The organism is Curtobacterium sp. ER1/6 (genome assembly GCF_001742745.1).
Lineage (GTDB): Bacteria > Actinomycetota > Actinomycetes > Actinomycetales > Microbacteriaceae > Curtobacterium > Curtobacterium citri.
In genome coordinates, this window is the sequence record NZ_MJAK01000004.1 from 254,131 (window position 1) to 279,672 (window position 25,542).

Sequence of the window (25,542 nt, forward strand, 5' to 3'; positions counted from 1 at the left end):
TCTAGAGCTCCTGCGCGAAGTTGCCCTGCAGGCGCGAGAAGACCCGCTGTGCGCCGACGAGCAGGAACAGCCCGATCACGAAGGCGACGAGCAGGCGCAGCATGAGGTGGGACGGGTAGGTGACGTCGGCGGGGTCGTGCAGCCAGATCGCGTTCTGCATGCCGAGCACCGCCAGCGTCAGCGGGTTGTTCGTGTAGACCGCGAGCAGCCAGTCCACCCGGAGCCGGTCGAGCACCATCGAGTACGAGTACACGATCGGCGATGCCCACAGCAGGACCATGAGACCGACGTCGATCACGAACTGCACGTCGCGGAGGTAGACGTTGAGCGCCGCGAGGACCAGCCCGATCGCCGCGCCGTAGACCAGGATCACGAGCAGCGACGGGACGAGGTAGACCAGGCCCTCGTGCCAGGGGAAGACCCCGATCACGAGCGTCGCGACGATCAGGATGCCGAACTGGATCGTGTAGTTCACCAGGGCGGCGCCGACGCTCGCGAGCGGGAAGACCTCCCGCGGCACGTAGACCTTCTTGATGAGCCCCGAGTTGCCGACGATGGAACTGGTCGAGCCGGCGACGATCTCGCTGAACAGCGTGTACACGCTGAGGCCGGTGAACACGTAGATGGCGAAGTTGTCGATGCCCTTGGCCGCACCGAGGATCTGCCCCATCACGAAGTAGTAGATGAGGAGCTGCGTCAGCGGCCGGACCAGCGTCCAGACGAACCCGAGCGCTGAGTCCTTGTACCGCGCCTTGAGGTCACGGCGGACGAGCATGCCGAGCATCTCGCGCTGCCGGAAGACGTCGCGGAGCTCACGCCAGGTACCGCGGAAGGCGCTCGTCGGAGCGCCCACCACGACGAGGGGCTCGTTCGCGAGCGCCGTCATTCGAGCTTGATCGACCATGCGTCTCTTCGTTCGTGGGGGCAGGACCGGAACAGCATACTCACCGGGCCTCCCCGCACCCCGACACCCGCGGGGACGAGCGTGCCCGGAGGACGACGTCCGACGTGCACCCCGACCGGGGGTGAATGTTGCCGGAACCAACCCTCCACCTCGGGTTTCGGGTTACCGTTGTCGCAACCCGGACCCTTGTCAGCACCCACAGGACGGCCCGTCAGCATGCAGCTTGCTCCACGGCCGATCGCTGCCCTCGCGGTGGTCGGCGTTCTCACGATCCTCTCGGCGGGGTGTTCCGCCGGGCAGGACGGTCCAGATCCATCCCCGTCCCCGACCCGGTCCGCCTCGGCCTCCGCCTCGGTGACGCCGTCCGCGACGACCGCACCGACCGCGACGGCCCCCGCCGCGGAGCCCACCGGAGGCACGGACACCCCCGCCGAGGACGACACCCCCGGTGCCTTCCCGGGCACCGGCCAGACCGCCGAACCCGACACCGACCCCGGGGCCTACCCAGCCACCGCGGTCGTGTCGTTCGCCGGCTGGGACACCGGCAGCCGGACCCTGCAGGCCGGCGGACTCGTCACCGGCACGGTCGACGCGTCCGGCTCCTGCACGTTCACCGCGACGAAGGGCGGCACGACGCGCACCGCGACGAGCGCGGCCGAGGCCAGCGCCTCGTCCGTCAACTGCGCGCAGGTCTCCTTCCCCGCCAGCCAGGTGTCGTCCGGCACCTGGTCGATCACCCTCGAGTACGCGGTCGGGTCGGAGTCGACCACGTCCGAACCGATGACGGCGGAGGTGCCGTGATGCGACCCACCACGAAGGACGGACGGCGTCGGCCGTTCCGCGGAGCGCTCGGCATGGTCGCCGCGCTCGCGATCGCCGTCAGCGGCCTGACCGTCGGGGCACTGGTCTCCGAGGAGACCACGACCCAGCCCGCGTCGGCTGCGGTCGCGGCCGACTTCGACCCCGGCAACATCATCAGCGACGCGAACTTCTACAACGGCTCGGCCATGAACGCCGCTGCGGTGCAGTCGTTCCTCAACAACGTGGCCGCGAACTGCCGGCAGCAGTCCGGTGGGCCTGTCTGCCTGAAGGACTTCACGCAGAACGTCAGCACCATCGGGGCCGTCTCCGGTCGGTGCGCGGCGATCGCGGGCGGCAACAAGTCCGCGGCGACGATCATCGCCCAGGTCGGTGCCGCGTGCGGCGTCAGCCAGAAGGCGTTGCTCGTGCTCCTGCAGAAGGAGCAGGGGATCGTCGCGACGAGCGCGCCGACGAACTGGATGTACCAGCACGCGACCGGCTTCGCGTGTCCCGACACCGCGCCGTGCGACCCCGCGTACCGCGGTTTCGCGCAGCAGGTCTACGCCGCGGCGCTGCAGTTCAAGCGCTACCAGGCGAGCCCGAGCTCCTGGGCGTACCAGGCGGGTCGCAACAACTCGATCCTCTACAACCCGAACGCCGCGTGCGGACGCAAGACGGTCTACATCCAGAACCAGGCGACCGCGGGCCTGTACATCTACACCCCGTACACGCCGAACCAGTCGTCGCTGAACAACCTGTACGGGTCCGGTGACGCCTGCGGCGCGTACGGCAACCGCAACTTCTGGCGGATGTACTCCGACTGGTTCGGCTCGCCGACGGGCGGGAACACGTCGCCGATCGGTTCGGTCGACTCGATGACCACCGGCGCCGGCAGCATCACCGTCTCGGGGTGGGCTGCGGACCCGGACACCACCGCGCCGATCGCCGTGCACTTGTACGTCGACGGCGTCGGCAAGGCGTCCGTGCCGGCTGACGACGTGCGCGGCGACCTGGCGAACGCCCTCGGGGCGAACAACACCGCGCACGGGTTCAGCAGGACCCTGACCGGTGTCGCGTCCGGGAAGCACGACGTCTGCGTCTACGGCATCAACGTCGGCGCCGGCGGGAACACGCTCCTCGAGTGCCGTCAGGTCAGCGTGACCGGCAACAGGCCCACCGGTGTCCTCGAGTCGGTCGTCGGTGGTGAAGGGGCCATCACCGTGTCGGGCTGGGCGGTCGACCGCGACACCACCGCCGCGACCTGGTACAAGGTGCAGGTCGACGGCGTCGGTGTGGTCTCGGCGACCGCCGATGTGCAGCGGACCGACGTCGCCGCGGTGAACGCCGGTGCCGGGACGACGGTCGGGTTCTCGCGGACGATCAGCAACGTCGCCGCCGGTACGCGGACCGTGTCCCTCTGGACGCAGGACAAGCCGGGCTCCGGCTGGGTCCGGGTCGCCGAGAAGCAGACGACGGTGACCGCGAAGCCCACGGCCACGGGCGCGGTGCAGGGAGCCTTCGAGTCCGCCACGACCGGGGTCGGCACCATCGCCGTCACCGGCTGGGCCGTCGACCCCGACACCTACTCACCGGTCGCGTACAAGATCCACCTGGACGGCGTGGGTGTCGCCGCCGGCAGCGCCTCGACGGCGCGGGCCGACATCGCGGCGCGCTTCCCGCAGTGGGGCTCGGACGCCGGGCTGTCCCGGACCCTCACCGGTGTCACGCCCGGCAAGCACACCGTCCGGGTCTGGTACCAGGACCTGCCGAGCGGCTCGTACAAGGACTTCGGGACGAAGACCGTCACCGTCCCGGCGCCGCCGAGCACCGGCGCGACCGGGAAGTCCGGCACCGTCACCGGAGCGTTCGAGTCCGCGACGGTCAGCGGGAACACCATCGCGGTCAAGGGGTGGGCGATCGACCCCGACCGCTACGACCCCGTGAAGGTCAAGATCCACCTCGACGGTGCGGGGGCCCGCTCCGGCAACGCCGACGTCGTCCGGACCGACCTCGTCGCGCAGACAGCCGGGCGGTCGTCTGAGGTGGGCGTGGCGCTGACCCTGACCGGGGTCGCCGCCGGCGAGCACACCGTGCGGGTCTGGTACCAGGACCTGCCGAGCGGCTCGTACCGCGACTTCGGCACGAAGACCGTGGCCGTCGCCGGATCCGCTCCGACGCCGGTCACGGCCACGCCGGAGCCCTCGGGCACCGGGCGGACCGGCGCGGTCTACGGCTCGTTCGACACCGCGGTGGGCGGCAAGGGCACCGTCCGGATCACGGGCTGGGCCATCGACCCGGACACGTCCTCGCCGGTGCAGGTCAAGGTGCACCTCGACGGTGTCGGCGCCCGGACGGCGACGGCGGACGCCGTCCGCACGGACGTCGAGCGGGTCCACCCCGGCTGGGGACCGGACGTCGGGCTGAGCACGCAGCTGACCGGCGTCACGCCCGGCGACCACACGGTGCGCGTCTGGTACCAGGACCTGCCGAGCGGTGGGTGGAAGGACTTCGGGACGAAGACCGTCAGGGTCTCCTGACGCGATCCACCACCGGACGGGAGGCGCGGTGCCGGCCGGCACCGCGCCTCCCGTCCGTCGTCGGTGACGTTCCGGCCACCGGTCGCGTCCGGACCGTCTGTGGCGTCCGCGCTCCTCGCCCGCCAGCTCAGGGGCGTCGACGCAGGACCCGCGCGACGCCGCCCAGCCGGTCCAGCACGCGGAACTCGGCAGAGTGCGTGAGCGTCTCGTAGCGCAGTGCGATCGCGTCGCGCTCGGCCTCCGCCGCCTTGCGGGCTGCGTCGATGACCGCCACGGCCTGCTCGGACACGATGAGGCGCTGGTTGATCTCCTCGACCCCGGACCGGTGCACGTCGCGCTCGACGGTCGTCGCGCGCAGCTCCTCACGGAGCAGGGTCGCCCACCGGAGCAGTGCGGAGCGGTCGCCGGACCGGCCGGCTGCCGCGGCCACCGCGCGGTCGAGCGACGGGCCGACGCCTGCGGCGCGTACGGCGTACGTGTGCCGCTCGAGGACGACCTCGCGCAGACGGCGGACCCTGGCGGCGCGTTCGTCCGCCGGCATCGCGAGCGCGCGCTCGAGCGACGGCGCGTCGGTGAAGACCGGGACCTCGCCGAGGCCGAGCTCGTCGAGACCGAGCGCGCAGTCGGTGACCGGCAGCGCGCCGCACGCCAGCGACTCGTACAGCCGTGCGTTCAGCGTGCCGTAGGCGGCTGCCGGGGCGATGACGTCGTCGACCACCACGGCTGCCGCGCGGTAGACCTCCGGCAACGAGAAGAAGGAGACGGCCGGCCGGAGCTCGACGCCGTCGGACGGCTCCACGTGCTCGACGTTCGCCGCGAACCACACGACGGGCTCGGGCGGCCTGACCTCGAGGAGCACGTCCTGCACGGCGCGGCGAGCACCCCAGAAGTTGACGGTCGCGACGGCACGGCTGGTCCGGGTCGCCTCGTCGCCGGTGGTGAAGAGCTCGGGGTCGACCGCGATCGGGACCACCTCGACGGGTCCGCTGAACACCGCCGCGATCGCGTCGCGCGCCGGCGTGGACGACGTCCACACGGCGTCGAACTCGGCCAGGTGCGCGGACACCGCCCACGTGGCGGTCCAGTTCCGTACCCAGGCGACGGTCGCGGTCGCCGCGGGCACGAGGCCCGGGACGAACGACTCGATCATGCTGATCAGGGCGACGGTGTCGGCCGGGACCTCCTCGGCCCAGCGCGAGGTCGGCCACATCGCCACGCCCCAGCCCTCGGCCCGGAGCGCCCGCGCGAGGCCGAGCGCGACGAAGAGGTCGCCCTTGCCCTCCGCCGGGTCGTCCGTCGACACCGCGAAGCGGATCGTGCCGCGGCGGCCGGCGGCGTGCTCGCCGCGCGCCAGGGCCTCGTAGTCCTCCGCGAGCGGGGAGCGGGCGGGAGAGATCGGGATCGAGGACTGCGGCACGGGTGCTCCGGTTCGGCGGTGGACGGCGCGACGACCGGGTGTCGCGCGCGATGGCCTTCGGTGGCGGCCGTCAGCCATTGTGCACGACCGGCGCGCGATCGCGGCCGCACGGACCGGGCGGTTCCCCGCGTGTGCGAGCACGGGCACCGGGGGCCGGGCTTGTACAGTGATGACGGTCGGCGGGCTCCGTCGGCACCGCACCACCGATCCCGCCGCTGACGCGGCACGCTGGAGGAACCCGCCGTGACAGAGCGCAAGCCGGGAGTCGTCTCCGTCGTCCTCGTGAACTACAAGGGCACCGACGACACCCTGACGAGCATCGCCGAGCTCCGCAAGCAGGACTGGCCGCAGGACCGCCTCGAGGTCGTCGTCGTCGACAACGGCTCGGGTCCGGAGCACGTCGGACGGCTCAAGGCCTCGTCGCTGGACTTCACCCTCGTCGACTCCGGGGCCAACCTCGGGTTCACGGGCGGCTGCAACCTCGGCGTCGAGCACACCTCCGGCGAGATCGTGGCGTTCCTCAACAACGACGCCCGCCCCGACGCGGGCTGGGTGCGCGAGGCGATGGCGACGTTCGCCTCCGGCGCGGACATCGGCGCTGTCGCCTCGAAGGTCCTCGACTGGGAGGGCGTCAACGTCGACTTCACCGAGGCCGCGATGACCTGGTACGGCATGGGCTACAAGCCGTTCGCCGGCTCGCCCGACACCGGCCGCTGGGAGTCCGAGACCGACGTCCTGTTCGGCACGGGTGCGGCCATGTTCGTCCGCGCGGAGCTGTTCGAGCAGCTCGGCGGCTTCGACGACCGCTACTTCATGTTCTACGAGGACGTCGACCTCGGGTGGCGGCTCAACCTGCTCGGCTGGCGCTTCCGGTACCAGCCGAAGTCGGTCGCGTTCCACAAGCACCACGCGTCGATGAACAAGTTCGGCGACTTCCGCGAGACCTACCTGCTCGAGCGGAACGCGCTGTTCACGCTCTACAAGAACCTCGGTGACGAGCAGCTCGCCGCCGCCCTGCCCGGCTCGATCGCCCTGGCCGTCCGCCGTGCCGTCGGCCGCGGCGAGCTCGACTCGACCGCGCTCGACCTCCGCAACCCCGGCGACGACAGCGTGCCGACGATCCCGGTGCCCAAGACGAGCATGGCGGGCATCTACGGCGTCGACCAGTTCGTCGAGCAGCTGCCCTCCATGACCGAGTCCCGCCGCGAGATCCAGGCGACCCGCGTACGCAGCGACCGCGAGCTCCTCCGACTGTTCGGCAACCGCGACGAGCCGGCCTACCCGATCCCGGACTACCTCGCCGGCTACGACAAGATCGTGCACTCGCTCGGCGTGCTCGAGGTCGGCACCCGCCGTCGGGTCCTCATCATCACCGGCGACTCGATCGGCGAGAAGATGGCGGGCCCGGCCATCCGTGCGACCCAGATGGCGAAGCAGCTCGCCGGTGAGCACGACGTGCGCGTGATCAGCCTCACCCGCTCCACGTCCGTCGACCCGTCGTACGAGGTCGTGACGGTGCCGCACCGGCACCCGCGCCAGATGGTCGAGCACGAGGCATGGGCGGACGTCATCGTCGTGCAGGGGCACGCACTCCGTCTGTTCCCGGTCCTCGAGGCGACGCGCAAGATCCTCGTGGTCGACGTCTACGATCCGCTGCACCTCGAGCAGCTCGAGCAGGGCCGCAGCGACGACGTCGACCAGTGGAACCGGCAGATCCTCGACGCCTCCGACACCTTGAACCACCAGCTCGAGCTCGGGGACTACTTCATCTGCGCCTCGGAACGGCAGCGGATGTTCTGGCTCGGGCAGCTCGCGGGCTCCGGCCGGGTCAACGCTCGCACGTACTCGCGTGACCCCGACCTCCGATCGCTCATCGGCGTCGTGCCGTTCGGGCTGTCGTCCACCCCACCCGTGCACGACCGGCAGCGCGTCAAGGGCGTCATCCCCGGCATCGGCGAGGACGACCACCTGGTCGTCTGGGGTGGTGGCATCTACGACTGGTTCGACCCCATCACGCTGGTGCGCTCGATCGGGCAGCTGGCCGAGCGACGCCCGAGCGTCAAGCTCCTCTTCATGGGCGTGCAGCACCCGAACCCCGATGTGCCCGAGATGGACATCGTCGCCAAGGTGCGTGCAGAGGCCGACGCCCTCGGGCTCACCGGCACGAACGTCTTCTTCAACGACTCGTGGATCCCGTACGAGGAGCGCGGGGCGTACCTGCTCGAGGCCGATGCCGGCGTCTCGACACACTACGAGCACCTCGAGACGACGTTCTCGTTCCGGACCCGGATCCTCGACTACCTGTGGGCGCGTCTGCCCATCGTGACGACCGCAGGCGACTCGTTCGGCGACCTCGTGGCGGCCGAGCAGCTCGGCGTCGCGGTGCACGAGCAGGACGTCGACGGCCTCGCGGCCGCGCTCGAGACGGCACTGTTCGACGAGGAGGCCCGCGCCGGCTTCATCGGCAACGTCGACCGCATCCGCGAGCAGTTCACGTGGGAGAACGCGCTCGAGCCGCTCGTCGAGTTCTGCCGGAACCCCGTCCGCGCCGCCGACAAGTCGGTGCGCGAACCCGCGGCCGCGCTCGAGGCACACCAGATGCGCGTGCGCGTGCCGGACCGCAAGAAGCTGTACGGCGTCCGCCACGACCTCGGGCGCGCCGTGCACTACCTGCGCGCAGAGGGACCGCGGAGCGTCGCTGCCAAGGTCGCGCACCGCCTGCGCAACCGCTGATCCCGGACGACCGTGCCGCCTCGGCGGCCCGGTCCCGGTCACCACGGACGCCCGCGTCACGCACCCGCGTGACGCGGGCGTCCGCGGTCACGGGTGCGTTCCGGGTGCGGTCGGGCCGTGCGTCCGCCGTCGGCGGCGCGAGAGCGACTGGCGGGTCCGGTGTGCGACGCGTCAGCCGCGCGGCAGGTGCCGCCGCCAGGACCGGCGTCGGGCGGCGACCACGAGCACCGTCACGAAGAGCATGAGCCCGGCCCCGTGCAGCAGGTAGCTCTCCGCCGTGCTCGTCACCGCGAGGAGCACCAGCACCGCCGCCGGCCACACGTAGGCCACACCGGGGTACGTCGTCGCGGTCACCCAGGCCCGTGCGAAGGCCAGCAGCGCGGCGACCCCGAGCAGGATCGTGCCGGCGAGTCCGATCTGCAGCCAGGCGTCGACGAAGGCGTTGAGGCCCGACGGGTAGGGCGCGCCGGACGGCGCGACGAAGGTCACGAACGGCACCACCGGCTCGTGCGGCCAGGTGCCGACCCAGCCCCAGCCCTGGATGGGGTACTGCGCGATGAAGGTACGGATCTCGGACCAGAGCTGCAGACGGGTCGCCGTGCCGCCGGCCGCCCCGATCTCGGCCAGCACCCGCTGGCGGGCGACGACGAGGACGACGGCCATGAGGAGCACCGTCGCGCCGAGGACGGTGTTCACCACCGGTCTCGTGGTCGGTCGGGCGTGCCGCAACGACCAGATCGCGAGCGCGACGACGGCCAGGGCGATCATCGACAGTCCGGTGATGGGGGACTGTACGAGCATCAGGGTGATCACGGCCAGCGTGATCGAGGTGACCGCGCGCCCGACGCTCACCGACCGCGTGAGGAACTCGACGACGAACGTGACGAGGGCGGTCGCAGCGATGAAGCCCATGAAGTTGCGGGTGCCGCCGATGCCCTGGATCGGACCGCCGTAGGCGATGTCGCCCTGGATGCCCAACCCGGGGATCGGCAGGTCGAGCACGAGTCCGGAGAGGACCTCGAGCCCGAGCGCCGCCACGAGCAGGATGCGGAACGCGTCGCCCGATGCCCGGATCACCTGGACGAGGTCGCGGCCGAGGGCGAGGTACAGCCCGAGGCCGACGAAGCAGAGGGTGCCGCCGAAGCCGCGGAGGGCCGTCCACGAGTACTGGCTCCAGAGCACGCTGAGCGCGCAGTACCCCACGAAGGCGAGCAGCGACAGGGGGAGCACCCCGTGCCACTCGATCCGGTAGCGCTGCCCGAGCAGGCTCAGCCCGGCGAGCACGACGAGGGTCAGGAGCACGGCCTGGTCGCCGGCGGTGCCGACCAGTCGCTCGACGGTCGGCTGACCGAACGCGAAGAGCACGATGACGGTCGCGAGTGCCTGGCTGAACCGGCCCCCGGCGGAGAAACCGATCCAGGCGGACAGGTATCGGCGCGCCAGCACGTGCCTGGTCACCCGTCCGTCGCTCACCCGACCATCTTGTCCTACTCGCCGCTGGACGACGCATCGGGGACGCTCCGGGTGGTGGCATCCCGGATCGGCGATATCGCACTATCGTCGATCCGCGATGGACGAGACACCCCGAGCTGGTCGTGGGGCCGCACTGTCCCGCGCCTCGGTCGCGGTGGCGCTCGGACTCCTCGCGGCCGCCGTCGCCGCCTGGCGCCTCGGCGCGGTCACCCTCGGGACCGCCTGGGCCGAGGACGCCGGGCGCTTCCTGCGCGACCGGATCGCACTCGGGCCCGTCGACTCCCTGCTGCACCCCTACGCGGGCTACCTGCACCTGGTCCCGCGCCTGCTCGTGGACGCCGCCTGGGCGCTCCCGGTGCAGTGGTACGCGGTCGCGCTCGCCCTCGGCGCCTGCGGGATCGTCGGAGTCGCCGCGACCGCGGTGACGGTGCTGGCCCGCGACGTCGTGCCGTGGTGGCCGGCGCGCGTGCTCCTCGCCCTCGTGCCCGCCCTCGTGCCGCTCGGTCCGTACGAGGTCCTCGGCAACGCCGCGAACGTGCACTGGACCCTGCTCTTCCTGGCGCCGTGGTTGTTCGCGTACCAGGCCCGCACCTGGTCGGGAGCCGCGGTGCAGGCCGCCCTGGCGGCGCTCGTGGTGCTCAGCGAGGTCCAGGCGGTCCTGTTCCTCCCGCTGCTGGCGCTGGCGCTGCTCCCGGGACCGACGGCACGGACACCCGGCGGCAGGGCTTCCGGACGGGTACGTGCGGTCCCCGTGGTCGTCCTCGCACTGGGCGGGAGCGCGGCGCAGGTGGTCACGGCGGTGACGACGCACCGAGCGTCGCGTCCCGGTGGTGCGGGCGCCACGGACATCGTCGCGGGGTGGCTCCTCCAGCCGGTGGCGGCCCTGTGGCAGCCGGACGTCGGCGCCGTGGTCCGCGCCGTCGCCGTCGACGGCTGGGCAGCCGTGCTCGTCCCCGTCGGCATCCTGGTCCTGCTGCTCGTCGCGGCGGCCGTCGTCGCCCCGTGGCGTACCCGGTGGTTCCTCCTGGCGACGACCACCGCCTCCCTCGCGGTCTGGTGGGCGGCGCTGTCGGCGAACCCGGTGCACGTGCCGTGGGCGTCGCCGTCCGAGTCGCTCGGGAGGGTGCCCCCGCTGCGGTACGCGGCACCGTCCGGTGCGTTCCTGCTCGCCGCGACGCTGGTCGCGGCGGGCGCACTCGCCCGGCACCGACGGACGGGTGTGGTGCTCGCGCGCATCGGTGGGTGGGCGCTCGTCGGGGTGGTGGTCGTCGCCACCCTGGGCAACGCCGCGCCGGGCCCGACCCGACGCGCCGACGGACCGATCTGGGCGGACCAGGTGGCCGCGGCGCGGGTCGCGTGCGAGCGGGATCCGGGCGGGACGGTCGTGGTCCGCGCGGCGCCGTGGGATGCGACGGTCCCCTGCGGTCGGCTGGTCGGACGCTGACCACGCGCTGACCTCCCGCGTCGTCCGGCGACGATCAGCGACCGGTCGGCTGCCGGAACTCGCGCTTCGTGCGCGGCGTCCGTGCGCCGTCGCCGGTGGAGGGCGGCTCGTCGCCGACGAGCACGTTCCGCGTCTTCACCGCGATGAGCGCCAGCAGCAGCCAGTTGCCCTGGTAGAGCAGGCGCGACTCCGCGACGGACTGCACCAGGAGCGCGACGACGACGAGCAGCGGGAAGAGCGACACCGGGTCGAAGGGGCGCGGGCGCAGCTCGGCGTCGTACACGATCCGGGTGGCGGAGGCCCAGGAGCGCTGGAGCGTCGTGAGCACGTAGATCCCGAACAGCAGGAGCCCGACGATGCCGGTCTGCATCCAGACGTCGAGCCAGGCGTCGTGGGCCTGCAGGTACGTCACACCGTTCCGCTGGTACAGGTCCGCCAGCGTCGGGATGTCGGGCCACCAGTACCCGATCCACCCCCAGCCCACGACCGGGTGCTGCTCGACGAGTCCGTACACCCGTTCCCAGATGACCCCGCGGCCGGTGGCGTCGGTGCCCTTGCCGAGCACCTCGGACACGATGCTGCGGCCGAGCACCCCGGCGACGACCACGACGGCGCCCCCACCCACGAGCAGCAGCGTGTGCGGACCGCGCCGCCCGTCCGGAACCCGTCGGATCCAGAGGGCGACGAAGAGCGCCACCACGACCGCCACGGCGGCCAGGAGCACGGTGGACGACCGGGCACAGACGAGGGTGACGCCGGACACGACGAACCACGCGATGGCCCGGTGCGGCCGCATGCGTCCCTCGGCGAGCTGCACGGCGACGGCGATCGCGGCGAGCAGGGCGACCATCGCCAGGAGGTTGCCGTTGCCGGGCAGGCCCTGGACCTGCCCGCCGGTGAAGAGCGCGGCGCGCGAGGCGTAGAAGGCATCGGGCACGTCGCGGCTGCCGTAGTCGGTCCAGACCGGCGCGACCGGGTGCCGGACGACGACGGCGACGAACGCCTCGAAGACCAGCGAGAGCAGCACGACCCAGCGGAACGCCAGGCTCGCGGCGTCCGTGATCCGACGCCAGCTCAGGGTCGAGGCGACGGCGAAGGCCACGCCGGCGCAGACCACCTGCACGGTCAGGCTGGCGAGGGTGGCCGGGCGCCAGTGCGACCACAGGACGGACACGAGGCACCATGCCAGGAAGAGCCACAGGGACCGCGGCGTCCGTGCGATCGACGGTCGAGCGCGGACGAGCACGGTGACGCCCCACACCGCGACCGCACCCCACAGCGTTCCTGCGCCCCACCACGTGATCGCGTTCGGGACGGCGTCGCCGGCGAAGAGGACGAACAGCACGGCGGAGGCGTACGCGAAGGCCTCACGCTCGGGAACGGTCCCGCGGGCAGCCGGCCAGGTGTTCGTCACGGTCGCAAGGGTACCGGCGCCGGAGTCCGTCGGGAGGCGACCCGTCCCGGTCACCGTCGGTCCACCGCGTCGAGCGCCGAAGCGATCTCGTCGCCGAGGTACGGCGCGAGGGTCTTCGCGAAGGTGTTGGTCAGGTGGGTGGGGTCGCGGTGCACGAGCACGCCGCCGATCACCGCGGGGCACACCTGCTCCGTGCAGTAGTACTGCGTGAGGTCGATCAGCCGGGCGGTGCCCGGCGGCATCAGGTCGACCGCCTCGGCGCTGCCGTCGAACAGCGCGAGCGCGTCGCTGCGCCTGCTGTCGCACGCGTCGGTGGTGGGACCGGACATCTGGGCGACGCAGGAGACGACGTCCGCACGGGCGGTCGGGTTGTCCCGGAGCGCGACGACCGGGATCCCCGCGTTCGCCGCCACCTGCCACGCGTCGACCAGACCGTCGACCACGGTGTCGTCTGCCGACCGGCCGTCGGCTGCGACGACCCTGCCGTTGCCCGTCGAGTGCGTGACGAGCAGGCCGTCGAGGTCGGGGTGGGTCCGCAGGTACTCGAGCGCGTTGCGCTTCCAGCCGTCGCAGAGGTCCACCTGCTGCTGGGACGCGGCCTGCTGCTGCGCGGTCGTGAGGTAGCAGCTGATGTGCCCGGCGAGGTCGATCCGCCAGTCGTGCTCCTCGGCGATCCGCTCGTAGGTGTCCACGAGCACGTTGTTGTGTGAGTCGCCGATCGCGATGAGGTGCTTCTTCCACCCCGTCGCGGGGCCGAGTCGGCACACGTTGAACGCGTCGGAGTCGTTCGACCAGCACGCGGCGCGGTTCGCGTCGTCCTGCACGGCGTTGGCCGCCGCAGGCACCCGGACGTCCGCCAGGGCCGGGTTCACACACGGGTCGGCCGACGAGATGCGCGCCGCCGCGCCGAAGCACCGCACGTCGCCGGCGTCGAGGCGAGCGGCGAAGCGGGCCGCCTGGTCCTGCTGGACGTGCAGGGCGACGAGGGACGACGCACCGAGCGCCACGACGAGGAGCGTCGCGACGGCGCCGAACAGGGCGACGGACCGCGGCCGGAGCACCCGGACGCGACGCGAGAACCGCAGCGGCTCCTCGACGAGCAGCGTCGTCAGCGAGGCCAGCACGAGGGCGCCGACCAGCACCGCCGCCTTGTCCTTCAGGGTCAGCTCGTGCCGGAGGGCGATCGGCAGCACCACGACCATCGGCCAGTGCCAGAGGTACACCGCGTACGAGATCCGGCCCACGAAGGCGACCGGGGCGACCCGTCCGAACGACGGCAGGCCGCTGTGCTCACCGAGCAGCACGACGAGCGTCGCGCCCAGCACGGGAAGCGCCGCCGCGATCCCGGGGAACGGGGTCGACCCGGAGATGACCGCCAGGGACACCAGGAGCAGCACGACACCGACCCACGCTCCGACGACCCGCACGGCTCGGGCGACCGGCGTGCGGGGACGACCGAGCGACAGGGTCGCCGCCAGCCCGCCGAGCGCGAACTCCCAGGCCCGGGTCGCCGTCGAGAAGTACGCGACGCCGGCTGCCGTCTCCGTCTGCACGACGCTCCACGCCAGCGAGAGCAGGACCACCGCCCCGAGCAGGACCCGGACGGTCACGACCGGCGAGGGGGCCCCACGACGACGGGCGACCCAGAGCGCCGCGAGCAGCACGAGCGGCAGGGCGATGTAGAACTGCTCCTCGACCGAGAGCGACCAGAAGTGCTGGTACGGCGACGGCTGGTTGCCCTGTGCCAGGTAGTCGACGGAGTCCGCGGCGAGCCGCCAGTTCTGGACGTACACGGTCGACGCGATCAGCTCGCGCCCGTACTGTCCCCACGACGAGCTCGGGACCCACACCAGCACGGCGACCCCGGTGGCGGCGAGGGTCAGGAACGCGCCGGGGAGCAGGCGCTTCGCGCGACGCGACCAGAAGGCACCGAGCCGGATCCGGCCCGTCGTGACGACCTCGCGCAGCAGGTGCCCGGTGATGAGGAACCCGGAGATGACGAAGAAGACGTCGACACCGACGAACCCACCGGGGAGCCGGGCGGGCCACAGGTGGTAGAGCACCACGGAGAGGACCGCGAACGCGCGGAGTCCCTGGACGTCCCAGCGGGTCGCGTGCGCCGCGGCGTCCGTCCCGGGACGCGAGGACGGGCTCGTGGGGGCCTGGGCCGTGCTCGCGTTCATCGCGCACGAGTCTAGGCGGGCACGGCCGGTAGGCTCGCCGCATGTTCCTCGGCATCACCAACACGCCTCGCGACTACGCGTGGGGATCCGTCACCGCGATCCCCGAACTGCTCGGTCGGACCGTCACGGGGGCGCCGCAGGCGGAGCTCTGGCTCGGCGCCCACGCCGGCAGCCCGAGCGTCGTCGTGAACCCGGCGATGGTCGGTGGCGCGGACACGCTGCGCGACTGGATCGACGCGGAACCCGAGGTCGCCCTCGGTCCGGACCGGAGCGGTCTGCCGTTCCTGCTGAAGCTCCTCGCCGCCGCCGCGCCGCTCTCGCTGCAGGCGCACCCCACGCCGGAGCAGGCCGAGGAGGGCTTCGCGCGCGAGGAGGCAGCGGGCGTCCCGCTCGACGACCCGTCCCGCAACTACAAGGACCCGTTCCCGAAGCCCGAGCTCGTCGTCGCGCTGAGCGAGCGCTTCGAGGCGCTCAGCGGGTTCCGCCCGGTCGCCGACACCACCGTCGAGGTCGAGGCGCTCGACGCCGGGAGCGGTCGGCTCGGCCCGCTGCTGGCGCACCTGGCGCACGGGCTCGAGGACACCGTCCGCTGGCTGGAGACGGCCGATCCCTCGGCGCTCGCCGTGGTGCAGGCCGCGTCGGACCTCGCGTCGGCCCTGCCCGAGGGCGAGCGCACCCCGAACGTGCAGACGGTCGTCGACCTCGCCGAGGCGTACCCGGGCGACCCCGGCGTCGTCGTGTCGCTGCTCGTGCACCGGGTCACGCTCGCCGCGGGCGAGGCGATGTACCTGCCCGCCGGCAACGTCCACGCCTACCTCGACGGTCTCGGCGTCGAGCTGATGGCGCCGTCCGACAACGTGCTGCGCGGCGGCCTGACGGCGAAGCACGTCGACGTCCCCGAACTGCTCCGCGTGCTCGACTTCACGGCGTACCCGGCACCGGTCCTCGTGCCGGAGCACCTGGACGCCGGGGTCGACCGCTTCGCGCCGGAGGGCGTCGGCTTCGCCCTCGTGCGCGTCACCGGCGACGGTCGTCCGGTCGGACTCGGCACGGGCGGGGTCGCCCCGCTGTCCGGTCCGTCGATCGCGGTGTGCACCGCGGGTGCCGTGACGCTGGTGGGTGCGCGGTCGGCGACGCTGCTCCGGCAGGGGGAGTCCTGCTACGTCACGCCGGACGAGGGGGACGTCACCGTCGAGGCGGACGTCGCCGCCGGGGTCACCTCGACGGTCTTCATCGCGACGGGTGCGTGAACACGCACCGACGTGCGGCCGATCGGTGCCACGCCGTCCGCTAGCGTGACGAGCATGAGTTGGCTGGTCACCGGCGGTGCCGGGTACATCGGGTCCCACGTCGTCCGCGCCCTGCGCGCCGCCGGCCTCGACACGGTCGCGTTCGACGACCTGTCGAGCGGCTTCCGCGCCTTCGTGCCGGAGGACGTGCCGTTCGTCGAGGGGACGATCCTCGACGGTGACCTGGTCGCCGGCACGCTGCGCGAGCACGCCGTCACCGGCGTGGTCCACGTCGCGGGCTTCAAGTACGCCGGCGTCTCCGTCGAGCGTCCGCTGCACACGTACGAGCAGAACGTCACCGGCACCGCGACCCTGCTCCGGGCCATGGCCGAGCACGGCGCCACCAAGGCCGTGTTCTCCTCGAGCGCCGCGGTCTACGGCACGCCGGACGTCGACGTCGTCGTCGAGGACACCCCGAAGGCACCGGAGTCGCCCTACGGCGAGTCGAAGCTCATCGGCGAGTGGCTCCTGCGCGACATGGAGGTCGCCGCGGGCTTCACCACGACCTCGCTGCGCTACTTCAACGTCGTGGGCTCCGGGGAGCCCGACCTGTACGACGCGAGCCCGCACAACCTGTTCCCCCTGGTGTTCGACGCGCTGCTCGCGGGCCGGACGCCGCGCATCAACGGCACCGACTACGACACCCCGGACGGCACGTGCGTGCGTGATTACATCCACGTCGCCGACCTCGCGCACTCGCACGCGGTCGCGGCCCGGAAGCTCGAGGCGGGGGAGCAGCTCGAGCGCGCCTACAACCTCGGCAGCGGGGACGGCGTGAGCGTGCGGCAGATCATGGACGCGATGGCGGCCGGTACCGGCATCGCCTTCGAGCCCGAGGTCGCCCCGCGTCGCCCGGGCGACCCGGCCAGGATCGTCGCCACCGGCGAGGCCGCGGCCCGCGACCTCGAGTGGGCGATGCGGCACACGCTCGACGAGATGGTGTCGAGCGCGTGGGAGGCCCGTCGCCGCGTCGGCTGACCCCGGCCCGGTGCCTGACGTGTCCCCCATCGGCAGGACAGAACCGCTGCGACACGCCCGTACGGGGGACATGACACGCCGCGACGGTCAGAGCCTCCTATGATCCGCGACTTGACTCCGGCGAATGACACCGCTGTAATTACAGGCAGCGGCTCCGGTCGTTGCAGGCCGTCGTCGACATGTCAGGGGTGATCAGGGTGAACGGTTCCGACTTCCACGCCGACGTGCCGGAGGACTGGCACGTCGATCCGGTGGCGCTCGGCGTCCCCGGCGTCCGTCGCGCCGAGGCCGACGAGGAGAACCCGCTCGCGTGGCAGGTCGACTCGCTGTGCGCGCAGACCGACCCCGAGGCGTTCTTCCCCGAGAAGGGCGGCTCGACGCGCGAGGCGAAGAAGATCTGCACGTCCTGCGAGGTCCGGTCGCAGTGCCTGGAGTACGCGCTCGAGAACGACGAGCGCTTCGGGATCTGGGGCGGGCTGTCCGAGCGCGAGCGCCGCAAGCTCCGCCGCCGCGCCTGACGGCCTGGAGGCAGGTGCCGGCCCCGTCCGGCACCTCGCGTTGATGGGTCCCACAGGTTCACGGCACGCCGCCGGCGGGCGCGGGAGCCCCGCCCGGCAGACCGTAGAGTGACGCGCGTCATGCAGACCAGTCCCGCGCAAACCCGGTCGGCCCCGTCCCGGTCCGCCCAGCCCCGCGTCACCGCGGTGCTGGTGGCGGCGAACGGTGGCGGACACCTCGACCGGACCCTGGACGCCCTCGTCGCCCAGACCCGGCACCCCGACGGACTCGTCGTCGTCGACATCGGCTCGTCCGACGGCTCCACGACCGACATCGCGCTCGGCGGCTCCGCCGGTCTGGTCCGGCTCCCCGCCGGACGGCCGTTCGGCGAGGCGGTGGCGGTGGCCGAGCGCGAGGCGGCGGTCGCCGACGCGGACGGACCGTCCGACGAGTGGCTCTGGATCCTGGGCCACGACAACGCCCCCGCACCGGACGCACTGGCCGAGATGCTCTCCGCGGTGGAGATCGCGCCGTCGGTCGCCGTCGCCGGCCCCAAGCTCGTCGCCACCGAGGACCCCTCGCTCATCCGCGCCTTCGGCGAGAGCACCACGCGCTTCGGCCGCTCGCTCGGCCTCGTGCAGGACGAGCTCGACCAGGGCCAGCACGACCGGCACACCGACGTGATGGGGGTCGCCGCGGGCGGCATGCTCGTCCGCCGCTCGGTCTGGCGGGACCTGCGCGGCTTCGACCCGGCCCTGCCCGACGTCGACGCCGCGCTCGACTTCTGCATCCGCGCCCGCCTCGCCGGCCACCGCGTCGCCGTCGTGCCCGAGGCCCGCGTGACGAGCGCGGGTCCGATCGAGGAGTTCGGTCGGAAGCGGGTGTCCGAGGCCCGTCGCGTCCGCCTGCACCGGCAGGCGCAGCTGCACCGACGCCTCACCGCGGCGCCGGCCGGGCTGCTCTGGCTGCACTGGCTGCTCCTCGTGCCGTTCGCGGCCGGTCGCGCCGTCGGACACCTCGTCGCGAAGCACCCCGCCGCGGTCTCGGGCGAGCTCGCCGCAGCGTTCGCCGTCGCCTTCGGGGGCGGGGTGCGGCGTGCGCGGAAGAACGCCGCCAGGACCCGACGGGTGGGCTGGACCGCGATCGAACCCCTGCGCGTCAGCTGGCGTCGGGTGCACGAGCGTCGCACCACCTCGCGTGACGTCGAGCTCGCCCGGGTCGAGGACGCCCCCATCGCGCGGGCGTCGTTCCTCGGCGACGGCGGCGTGTGGGTCGTGCTCGCCGCGGCGGTCCTCAGTGTCGTCACGCTCTACCCGCTCCTCAGCAGCCCCGCGGTGACCGGCGGCGGTCTGCTCCCGCTCAGCACCTCGGTCGGACGGCTCTGGCAGAACGTCGGGTACGGCTGGCACTCCATCGGCACCGGCTCGACGGGCCCCGGCGACCCGTTCACGGCCGTGCTCGCCGTGCTCGGGTCGGTCTTCGCCTGGTCGCCGTCGACCGGGGTCGTCGTCGTGCTCCTGCTCGCCCTGCCGATGGCGGCGCTCGGTGCGTGGTTCGCGGTCCGCAAGGTCACCACGCGCACCTGGGTGCCGGTGATCGGCGCCGCGCTGTACACGATCGCACCGGCGCTCGTCGGCGCCCTCACGACCGGCCACCTCGGCGCCGTGATCGCGCACGTGCTCCTGCCGTGGCTGCTGCTCGCCGTGCTCGAGGCGCACCGCTCGTGGGCGTGGGCCTCCGGCGCCGCGCTGCTGTTCGCGGTGGTCGCGGCCTCGGCCCCGTCCCTGCTGCCGGTGCTCCTGGTCGGCTGGGTGGTCTCGCTGGTGGTCGGGTGGCGTCGCGCGCACCGTCGGGTCTTCATCCCGGTGCCCGCCGCGGTGCTCTTCCTGCCGCTCGTGCTGGCGCAGGTCGCCAGGGGCAACCCGCTCGCGGTCCTCGCCGACCCCGGTGTGCCGTCCGCGACCCGTGCCCCGTCCGCCTTCCAGCTCGCGATCGGGCAGCCCCTGCCGGACTGGAGCGGCTGGCTGCCCGCCACCTCGACGCTCGGACTCGCCGCGGCAGTGCTGCCGATCGCGATGGCCGTGCTCGCACTGCCCGTCGCCCTGCTCGCCGTCGGGGCGGTGCTCGGCCACCGCTGGGCGGTCGCCGGGGCCGCGCTCGTCCTCGCCCTGCTCGGGTTCGCGACCGCCGTCGCCGCCACGCACGTCACCGTGACCGGCGTGGGGTCGACGACCACGATCGTCTGGCCCGGCAGCGCGCTCTCCGTCTCCGCCCTCGGTCTCGTCCTGGCCGCCTGCATCGGCATCGACGTCCTGCCGCGGACGGCTCCCGTCACCGGCATCGTCGCCGCGGTGTTCGCGGGCGTCGCGGTCGCCCCGGCCTTCGCCGCGTCCACGCTCGGCGACACCGTGCTGCAGCCGACCACCGGCCGTGTGCTCAGCGCGTACGTGAACGCCGAGGCGCAGGCGAACCCCGACGTCGGCACGCTCGTCGTCGACCCGCAGACGGACGGCTCCCTCGCGGTGTCGCTCGAGCGCGGGCAGGGCTCGACCCTCGACGACCAGACCACCCTCGACGCGACGGCGCTGCGGCTCAGCAGCAAGGGGACGGAGCTCGCGACGCTCGCCGGCAACCTCGCGAGCCGCAGCGGGTACGACCCCGAGCCCGCCCTGCGCAGCCTCGGCATCTCGTTCGTGCTGCTCGACGACGCTCCGGACGACGCCGCGGCCGAGGCCGTGCACGACCGGGCGGCCGGAGCCATCGGGCAGGACGCGCGCTTCACGAGCATCGGTGAGACGGCCACGGGCCAGCTCTTCCACTACGAGGGCGACGTCGACCGCGTCGCCTCGGGCTCGGCGGCCACACAGGCGACCCACGTGCTCTACCTGGTGGTGCTCGGGATCGTCTTCGGCGCGGCCGCCCTGCTCGCGGTCCCGACGGCCCCCCGCCGTCGCCGCGCCACCTCGAACGTCATCGAGGCCGAGGAACCCGCCACCACCTTCGACGAGGAGCGCGACGAATGAGTGCCAGCCCACGGTCCGTCCGACGCTGGGTCGTCCGCGGTACCGCGACCGCGGTCGCCGTGGTCGTGGCGGCCGGGGCCGTGACGGCCGCCCACGCGATCGGCACCGAGAGCACGCCGGCCCGTCCGGCGGGCCGCACCGTCACGCCCGTCCCCGCCGACGCCGAGCGCGTGTGCGCCGGCAGCGCCCTGCGGCTGTCCGACGAATCGGGCAACGACGCGACGACGGCGAGCACCGTCGGGTCGGCGACCGTCGCGACCGCGACCGCCGGCTCCACCGTCGACCGTTCGACCCTCGGGTCGTCCACGACCGGGGGCAGTGCGCCGCAGCTCCTCACGGCGCCCGCGGGTCGCACGACGCCGCAGGTCGCCGGCAGCAGCGCGCAGACCGTGTCGTCGGGCGACCTCGTCGGCTTCGGCGCCGCGTCGTGCGACGACCCGGGGCAGTCGACCTGGCTGGTGGGCGGCTCGACCGAGACGGGACGGACGAGCCTGGTCACCCTGTCGAACCCCACCGACGTCAACGCGACCGTCGACCTCGCGGTCTACGACGCGTCCGGCACGGTGACCGCGCCCGGCACCACGGGCATCGTGGTCGCGCCGAACACGCAGAAGGTCGTGCCCCTGTCCGGCTTCGTCTCCGGCCAGGGGTCGACGGTCGTGCACGTGACCTCGACCGGCGGGCAGATCGTCGCGCACATGCAGGAGAGCATCGTGCGCACGCTCGTGCCTGGCGGGTACGACGTCGTCTCGGGCGGCGCGGCGCCGTCGACCTCGCAGATCATCCCCGCCGTGGTGCTCCGCGGCGCGCAGGAGGCCCAGCGCGGGGACGACGCCGCGGACGCCGCACCGGTCGTGCGGCTCTTCGTCCCCGGCGACGAGGCCGCCCGGGTGACGCTGGGCATCACGACCGCGGACGGCGGCGGTTCGACCGTCAACGCGACCGCCGAGCCCGGTGTGGTCACCGACGTGGCGCTCGACGACTTCCCGGACGGCCGGTACTCGTTCACCGTCACCTCGACGCAGCCCCTCGTCGCCGGGGCCCGCACGACGGCACCCACGGACGACGACCGCACCGACCTCGGCTGGTTCGCGTCGGCCGAGCCGCTCGGTGACGACGCGATCACGGCCGTGGCACCGGGGCGCGACCCGAAGCTCTCGCTGGTCAACCCGACGCGGTCCGACGCGCAGGTGACGATCCGGTCGGGCGACCGGGAGCAGGAGGTGACCGTGGCGTCCGGTGCGACGGCGACCGTCAGCGTCCCCACGTCGACGCAGCTCGAGCTCGTGGGTGCCGCCGGGCTCGTCGCCGGGGTCGGCTACGACGGCAGCGACGGCATCGGTGGCTTCCCGGTCCGCCCGGCGACCGACGTCTCGACGCCGCTCCGCGTCTACCCCTAGACGCTCGTCCGACCCGGTCGGGTCACCAGTGCCGGAAGCGGTCCGGCGCCAGGTCCCACGGATCCTTGTCGATCAACTCGCCCACCGCCCGGAACACCGCGGTCTCGACGACGACGCGGCGGTCCGTGTCGTCCTTCTCGGGACTGTGGGTCACCCGCTCGACGGGGATCCGGAACAGCGTCACGCGTCGGTCGTCGCGGTCCACCCGCCAGCGGGGCAGGCGGTCCGGCAGGTCCCGGTCGGTCGGCATGTCCGCCACCTGGAACACCACGCCCGCGAGCTCGTCCGGCCACATCCCGACCAGGTAGTGCGCGGTGTCGCCGACGATCCGGTCGAAGGTCTCGGCACGGGTGACCACGGGCGCGAGCTCCGGTCCGGTCACGCTCGACCGCCCGCCGCGTCCGTGCCGGGAACGCCCCCGGGCACGGTCGACCGGGGTGACGAGAGGAGGCTTCCGACGCATCCCGCCATCGTACGCGGCGGGGTCCGTCCGCTCCGCCCGCAGCCGGGCACCGGAGGGCGGCGGGTAGGGTCGGTGCCGGTATGGACGTACGGATCTGCAGCAAGGTCGCCTGTGGCGCGAGCGCGTCGGCGACCCTGACGTACGACTACGCCGACTCCATGGTCGTCGTCGGACCGCTGTCGATCCGCGTCGAGCCGCACGGGTACGACCTCTGCGCGCGCCACGCGGCGCGGCTGCGCGTGCCGCGTGGGTGGGACGTGGTGCGGCGCGAGCCGCTCCGCCGCGACGCCGACTGAGGCCGACCTGTGCGTCGCGGTGCGCGCTGCGGACGGGAGGCGCTGCGGACGGCACCGACGTCGTCGGACGACCCGCGCCTCCCGGCCGGGCGTGGAAGACTGGCCGCATGTCCACCGAGACCCGCACCGCAGCACCGTTCCGTGTCGCCGACCTCACCCTCGCCGAGGCGGGTCGCCACCAGATCCGGCTCGCCGAGAACGAGATGCCGGGGCTGATGTCCCTGCGCGAGGAGTTCGGCGCGACGCAGCCGCTCGCCGGCGCGCGCATCGCCGGGTCCCTGCACATGACGGTGCAGACGGCGGTCCTCATCGAGACGCTCGTCGCCCTCGGCGCGCAGGTCCGCTGGGCCAGCTGCAACATCTTCTCGACGCAGGACGAGGCCGCCGCCGCCGTGGCCGTCGGCCCGACGGGGACGCCCGACGCACCCGCCGGCGTGCCGGTCTTCGCGTGGAAGGGCGAGACGCTCGAGGAGTACTGGTGGTGCACGAGCCGCATCTTCGACTGGAGTGCCGAGGCCGCGGCCGCGGGTGCCGACTGGTCGGGACCGAACCTCGTCCTCGACGACGGCGGTGACGCGACGATGCTCGTGCACACCGGAGCCGACGCCGAGACCGCCGGTCGCGTGCCGGACGCGGGTGACGACGCGAGTGCCGAGTGGCGGATCGTCCTCGCCACCGTCGCCGCCTCGCTCGAGGAGTCCCCGGACCGCTGGACCCGGATCGCCGCCGAGATCGAGGGCGTGACCGAGGAGACCACCACCGGCGTGCACCGCCTGTACGAGCTCGCGCGGAACGGCGAGCTGCGCTTCCCGGCGATCAACGTCAACGACTCGGTCACGAAGTCGAAGTTCGACAACAAGTACGGCATCCGGCACTCGCTGCCCGACGGCCTGAACCGCGCGACGGACGTCCTGATCGGCGGCAAGGTCGCGTTCGTCGTCGGGTACGGCGACGTGGGCAAGGGGGCCGCGGAGGCCCTGCGCGGCCAGGGCGCCCGGGTCATCGTGTCCGAGGTCGACCCGATCTGCGCGCTGCAGGCCGCGATGGACGGCTACCAGGTGGCCCGGCTCGCGGACGTCGCCGACCAGGTCGACATGGTCGTCACGTGCACCGGCAACCTCGGCGTCGTCGGTGTCGACGAGATGCTCGCGCTGAAGCACCTCGCGGTCGTCGCGAACGTCGGGCACTTCGACAACGAGATCGACATGGCCGGGCTCGAGGCGCTGGCCGGCGTCGAGAAGGTCGAGATCAAGCCGCAGGTGCACGAGTGGCGGCTGCCGAACGGGCGCTCGATCCTCGTGCTCAGCGAGGGGCGGCTCATGAACCTCGGCAACGCGACCGGGCACCCGTCGTTCGTGATGAGCAACTCGTTCACGAACCAGGTGCTCGCGCAGATCGAGCTGCACACCCGGCGCGAGCAGTACCCGACGGGCGTGTACGTGCTGCCGAAGCACCTGGACGAGAAGGTCGCGCGGCTGCACCTCGACGCGCTCGGCGTGCAGTTGACCGAGCTGCGGCCGGAGCAGGCCGCCTACATCGGTGTCGCGGTCGAGGGGCCGTACAAGCCCGAGCACTACCGGTACTGAGCCGCGGCGGGCGCGCCGCGGCGCGCCGGTCGCGCGTCACCGCGCGGGCGCTCCGGGACGAACCACGGATGCGACATCGAACCAGGCCCGCGGGCCGGTTCGACGTCGCATCCATGGTTCGACCCAGCCGTGCGCGGCGAGGGGGCGCGGGGCGCGCGCCGCGGGCTCAGCGCGGGAAGCCCGGCGGCCGCGCCGCGGCCGCCGCCGCCGCCCGGTCGAGCAGCGCCGCCCGCGCCCGGAGCGCCCGCTCGTCGCGAGCGCGGCGCAGGACGGTGACGCCGGCCAGCAAGGACTCCGCCGGGACGGGCGGCACCGGGTGCACGTACGGCACGACCGCCGCCGCGAGCCGCTCGGCCGCCGCGGCCCGCGCATCCGGACGCACGTCGGCGGCGCCGCGGAAGAACGCGCCGAGCCGGTTCTCCAGCCGTTGCGGCAGCGCGGACACGTCGGCGACGCCCGCCCACCCCACGAGTTCGACCGGCAGCAGCACCTCGACGCCACGGACCCGTGCCGCGCGTTCGTGCTGCACGAAGGTTCCGGCGAGCAGGTCCCCGAGGCGCCGCGGCCGGCTCCCGAACAGCGCGACGAGCAACGCGATCGACCCGAAGGTGGTCCAGAGCTCGAGCAGGCCGACCAGCGCCCGGGTGAACGCGTGGCGGAACCCGATCGCGCCGCCGTCGACACGGACGACCCGGGTGCCGGTGGCGTAGCGGCCGACGCTCTTGCCGCGGGTCACGGTCTCGACCGCGGCGGGCACGAGCACGAGCACGGTGACGACCGAACCGATCTGCAGCGGGACGAGCCACGCGCCGTCGATCCCGCTGGGCAGGACACGGGACAGCCCGAGCAGCAGCAGGACGAACAGCACGACGAGGCAGAGTGCGTCGAGCAGTGCCGCGGCGAGCCGGAGCGCGATGCCCGCGGGCTGCACGTCGAGTGCGACGGCCTCGCCGACGACGAGCTCGTCGGCGGTGTCGTCGAGGACCGCCCCGAAGCGGGCGTCGGCCAGGTCGCGCGGCGCACGGGTCTTCGACATGGGATCATTCTGACGGAGCACGTCGCCGACCGCGCGGGCGGATCCGGCGGGGCGTGCTCGGGACGGT

General features: G+C 73.1%; 18 protein-coding genes. 11 read left to right on the plus strand and 7 right to left on the minus strand.

Annotated elements, in window-relative coordinates:
* Position 1: 1 nt before the first annotated feature.
* Positions 2-904 (minus strand): ABC transporter permease, encoded by a 903-nt coding sequence (locus tag Cus16_RS08850; RefSeq protein ID WP_069712255.1) that lies wholly within the window; start codon positions 902-904, stop codon positions 2-4.
* A gap of 354 nt (positions 905-1,258) precedes the next feature.
* On the opposite strand from Cus16_RS08850, the gene Cus16_RS08855 reads away from it, so the two are divergent.
* A complete protein-coding gene (locus Cus16_RS08855) occupies positions 1,259-1,705 on the plus strand; it encodes a hypothetical protein (RefSeq protein ID WP_069712256.1) in 447 nt (148 codons plus the stop codon).
* On the plus strand, positions 1,705-4,242 hold the full coding sequence (locus Cus16_RS08860) for a hypothetical protein (RefSeq protein WP_069712257.1): 2,538 nt from the start codon (positions 1,705-1,707) through the stop codon (positions 4,240-4,242). Before Cus16_RS08855 ends, Cus16_RS08860 begins: the two co-directional genes overlap by 1 nt.
* A 127-nt stretch (positions 4,243-4,369) precedes the next feature.
* Here the strand turns inward: Cus16_RS08860 and Cus16_RS08865 are convergent, their stop codons facing one another.
* Complete coding sequence (locus tag Cus16_RS08865) at positions 4,370-5,659, minus strand: glycosyltransferase (protein WP_069712258.1); 1,290 nt, start codon at positions 5,657-5,659, stop codon at positions 4,370-4,372.
* Between the two features lie 243 nt (positions 5,660-5,902).
* Here Cus16_RS08865 and Cus16_RS08870 point away from each other — a divergent pair, with 243 nt between their 5' ends.
* Positions 5,903-8,392: a glycosyltransferase gene (locus tag Cus16_RS08870; protein WP_069712259.1), complete on the plus strand. Its 2,490-nt coding sequence runs from the start codon at positions 5,903-5,905 to the stop codon at positions 8,390-8,392.
* 171 nt (positions 8,393-8,563) lie between these two features.
* Here the strand turns inward: Cus16_RS08870 and Cus16_RS08875 are convergent, their stop codons facing one another.
* Positions 8,564-9,850: an O-antigen ligase family protein gene (locus Cus16_RS08875; RefSeq protein ID WP_141718889.1), complete on the minus strand. Its 1,287-nt coding sequence runs from the start codon at positions 9,848-9,850 to the stop codon at positions 8,564-8,566.
* A 112-nt stretch (positions 9,851-9,962) separates the two neighbouring features.
* On the opposite strand from Cus16_RS08875, the gene Cus16_RS08880 reads away from it, so the two are divergent.
* Positions 9,963-11,309 carry a hypothetical protein gene (locus Cus16_RS08880; RefSeq protein ID WP_141718890.1) on the plus strand — a complete coding sequence of 449 codons (1,347 nt, stop codon included), beginning with the start codon at positions 9,963-9,965 and terminating at the stop codon, positions 11,307-11,309.
* Positions 11,310-11,343: 34 nt separating this feature from the next.
* Here the strand turns inward: Cus16_RS08880 and Cus16_RS08885 are convergent, their stop codons facing one another.
* Together Cus16_RS08885 and Cus16_RS08890 are read right to left on the minus strand one after the other, a co-directional pair.
* A complete protein-coding gene (locus tag Cus16_RS08885; protein WP_141718891.1) occupies positions 11,344-12,723 on the minus strand; it encodes an O-antigen ligase family protein in 1,380 nt (459 codons plus the stop codon).
* Between the two features lie 50 nt (positions 12,724-12,773).
* The gene (locus Cus16_RS08890; protein ID WP_069712262.1) at positions 12,774-14,906 is read right to left on the minus strand and encodes an acyltransferase family protein; all 2,133 of its coding nucleotides are present in this window, start codon (positions 14,904-14,906) and stop codon (positions 12,774-12,776) included.
* A 41-nt stretch (positions 14,907-14,947) separates the two neighbouring features.
* Here Cus16_RS08890 and manA point away from each other — a divergent pair, with 41 nt between their 5' ends.
* The 5 genes from manA (at position 14,948) to Cus16_RS08915 (ending at position 22,094) form a co-directional block, all read left to right on the plus strand.
* The gene (gene manA / locus Cus16_RS08895) at positions 14,948-16,156 is read left to right on the plus strand and encodes a mannose-6-phosphate isomerase, class I (RefSeq protein ID WP_069712263.1); all 1,209 of its coding nucleotides are present in this window, start codon (positions 14,948-14,950) and stop codon (positions 16,154-16,156) included.
* Between the two features lie 54 nt (positions 16,157-16,210).
* Positions 16,211-17,173 carry a UDP-glucose 4-epimerase GalE gene (gene galE / locus Cus16_RS08900; RefSeq protein ID WP_069712357.1) on the plus strand — a complete coding sequence of 321 codons (963 nt, stop codon included), beginning with the start codon at positions 16,211-16,213 and terminating at the stop codon, positions 17,171-17,173.
* A gap of 179 nt (positions 17,174-17,352) precedes the next feature.
* On the plus strand, positions 17,353-17,691 hold the full coding sequence (locus tag Cus16_RS08905) for a WhiB family transcriptional regulator (RefSeq protein ID WP_083263849.1): 339 nt from the start codon (positions 17,353-17,355) through the stop codon (positions 17,689-17,691).
* A gap of 120 nt (positions 17,692-17,811) precedes the next feature.
* Entirely contained in the window at positions 17,812-20,694 is a 2,883-nt protein-coding gene (locus Cus16_RS08910) for a glycosyltransferase family 2 protein (protein ID WP_069712359.1), read from the plus strand.
* A complete protein-coding gene (locus tag Cus16_RS08915; protein ID WP_069712264.1) occupies positions 20,691-22,094 on the plus strand; it encodes a DUF5719 family protein in 1,404 nt (467 codons plus the stop codon). The genes Cus16_RS08910 and Cus16_RS08915 overlap by 4 nt, the downstream gene beginning before the upstream one ends.
* Positions 22,095-22,116: 22 nt before the next feature.
* Here Cus16_RS08915 and Cus16_RS08920 read toward each other — a convergent pair whose 3' ends face one another.
* Positions 22,117-22,557, minus strand: a complete 441-nt coding sequence (locus Cus16_RS08920; RefSeq protein WP_069712265.1) for a hypothetical protein — start codon at positions 22,555-22,557, stop codon at positions 22,117-22,119.
* Between the two features lie 80 nt (positions 22,558-22,637).
* Between Cus16_RS08920 and Cus16_RS08925 the strand changes: the two genes are divergently transcribed.
* Both Cus16_RS08925 and ahcY read left to right on the plus strand, forming a co-directional pair.
* Positions 22,638-22,853, plus strand: a complete 216-nt coding sequence (locus Cus16_RS08925; RefSeq protein ID WP_069712266.1) for a DUF3499 family protein — start codon at positions 22,638-22,640, stop codon at positions 22,851-22,853.
* Between the two features lie 107 nt (positions 22,854-22,960).
* Entirely contained in the window at positions 22,961-24,439 is a 1,479-nt protein-coding gene (ahcY, locus tag Cus16_RS08930) for an adenosylhomocysteinase (RefSeq protein ID WP_069712267.1), read from the plus strand.
* Between the two features lie 166 nt (positions 24,440-24,605).
* On the opposite strand, the gene Cus16_RS08935 is transcribed toward ahcY, so the two are convergent.
* Positions 24,606-25,475: an RDD family protein gene (locus Cus16_RS08935; RefSeq protein ID WP_069712268.1), complete on the minus strand. Its 870-nt coding sequence runs from the start codon at positions 25,473-25,475 to the stop codon at positions 24,606-24,608.
* Positions 25,476-25,542: the final 67 nt, after the last annotated feature.

Bases quoted from the DNA above. Each gene is read 5' to 3' on its own strand.
- Cus16_RS08910 (WP_069712359.1), top strand. From the start codon at position 17,812: ATGCAGACCAGTCCCGCGCAAACCCGGTCGGCCCCGTCCCGGTCCGCC.
- ahcY (WP_069712267.1), top strand. From the start codon at position 22,961: ATGTCCACCGAGACCCGCACCGCAGCACCGTTCCGTGTCGCCGACCTC.
- Cus16_RS08920 (WP_069712265.1), bottom strand. From the start codon at position 22,557: ATGCGTCGGAAGCCTCCTCTCGTCACCCCGGTCGACCGTGCCCGGGGG.
- Cus16_RS08880 (WP_141718890.1), top strand. From the start codon at position 9,963: ATGGACGAGACACCCCGAGCTGGTCGTGGGGCCGCACTGTCCCGCGCC.
- Cus16_RS08915 (WP_069712264.1), top strand. From the start codon at position 20,691: ATGAGTGCCAGCCCACGGTCCGTCCGACGCTGGGTCGTCCGCGGTACC.
- Cus16_RS08860 (WP_069712257.1), top strand. From the start codon at position 1,705: ATGCGACCCACCACGAAGGACGGACGGCGTCGGCCGTTCCGCGGAGCG.
- Cus16_RS08890 (WP_069712262.1), bottom strand. From the start codon at position 14,906: ATGAACGCGAGCACGGCCCAGGCCCCCACGAGCCCGTCCTCGCGTCCC.
- galE (WP_069712357.1), top strand. From the start codon at position 16,211: ATGAGTTGGCTGGTCACCGGCGGTGCCGGGTACATCGGGTCCCACGTC.
- manA (WP_069712263.1), top strand. From the start codon at position 14,948: ATGTTCCTCGGCATCACCAACACGCCTCGCGACTACGCGTGGGGATCC.
- Cus16_RS08925 (WP_069712266.1), top strand. From the start codon at position 22,638: ATGGACGTACGGATCTGCAGCAAGGTCGCCTGTGGCGCGAGCGCGTCG.
- Cus16_RS08850 (WP_069712255.1), bottom strand. From the start codon at position 904: ATGGTCGATCAAGCTCGAATGACGGCGCTCGCGAACGAGCCCCTCGTC.
- Cus16_RS08935 (WP_069712268.1), bottom strand. From the start codon at position 25,475: ATGTCGAAGACCCGTGCGCCGCGCGACCTGGCCGACGCCCGCTTCGGG.
- Cus16_RS08905 (WP_083263849.1), top strand. From the start codon at position 17,353: ATGTCAGGGGTGATCAGGGTGAACGGTTCCGACTTCCACGCCGACGTG.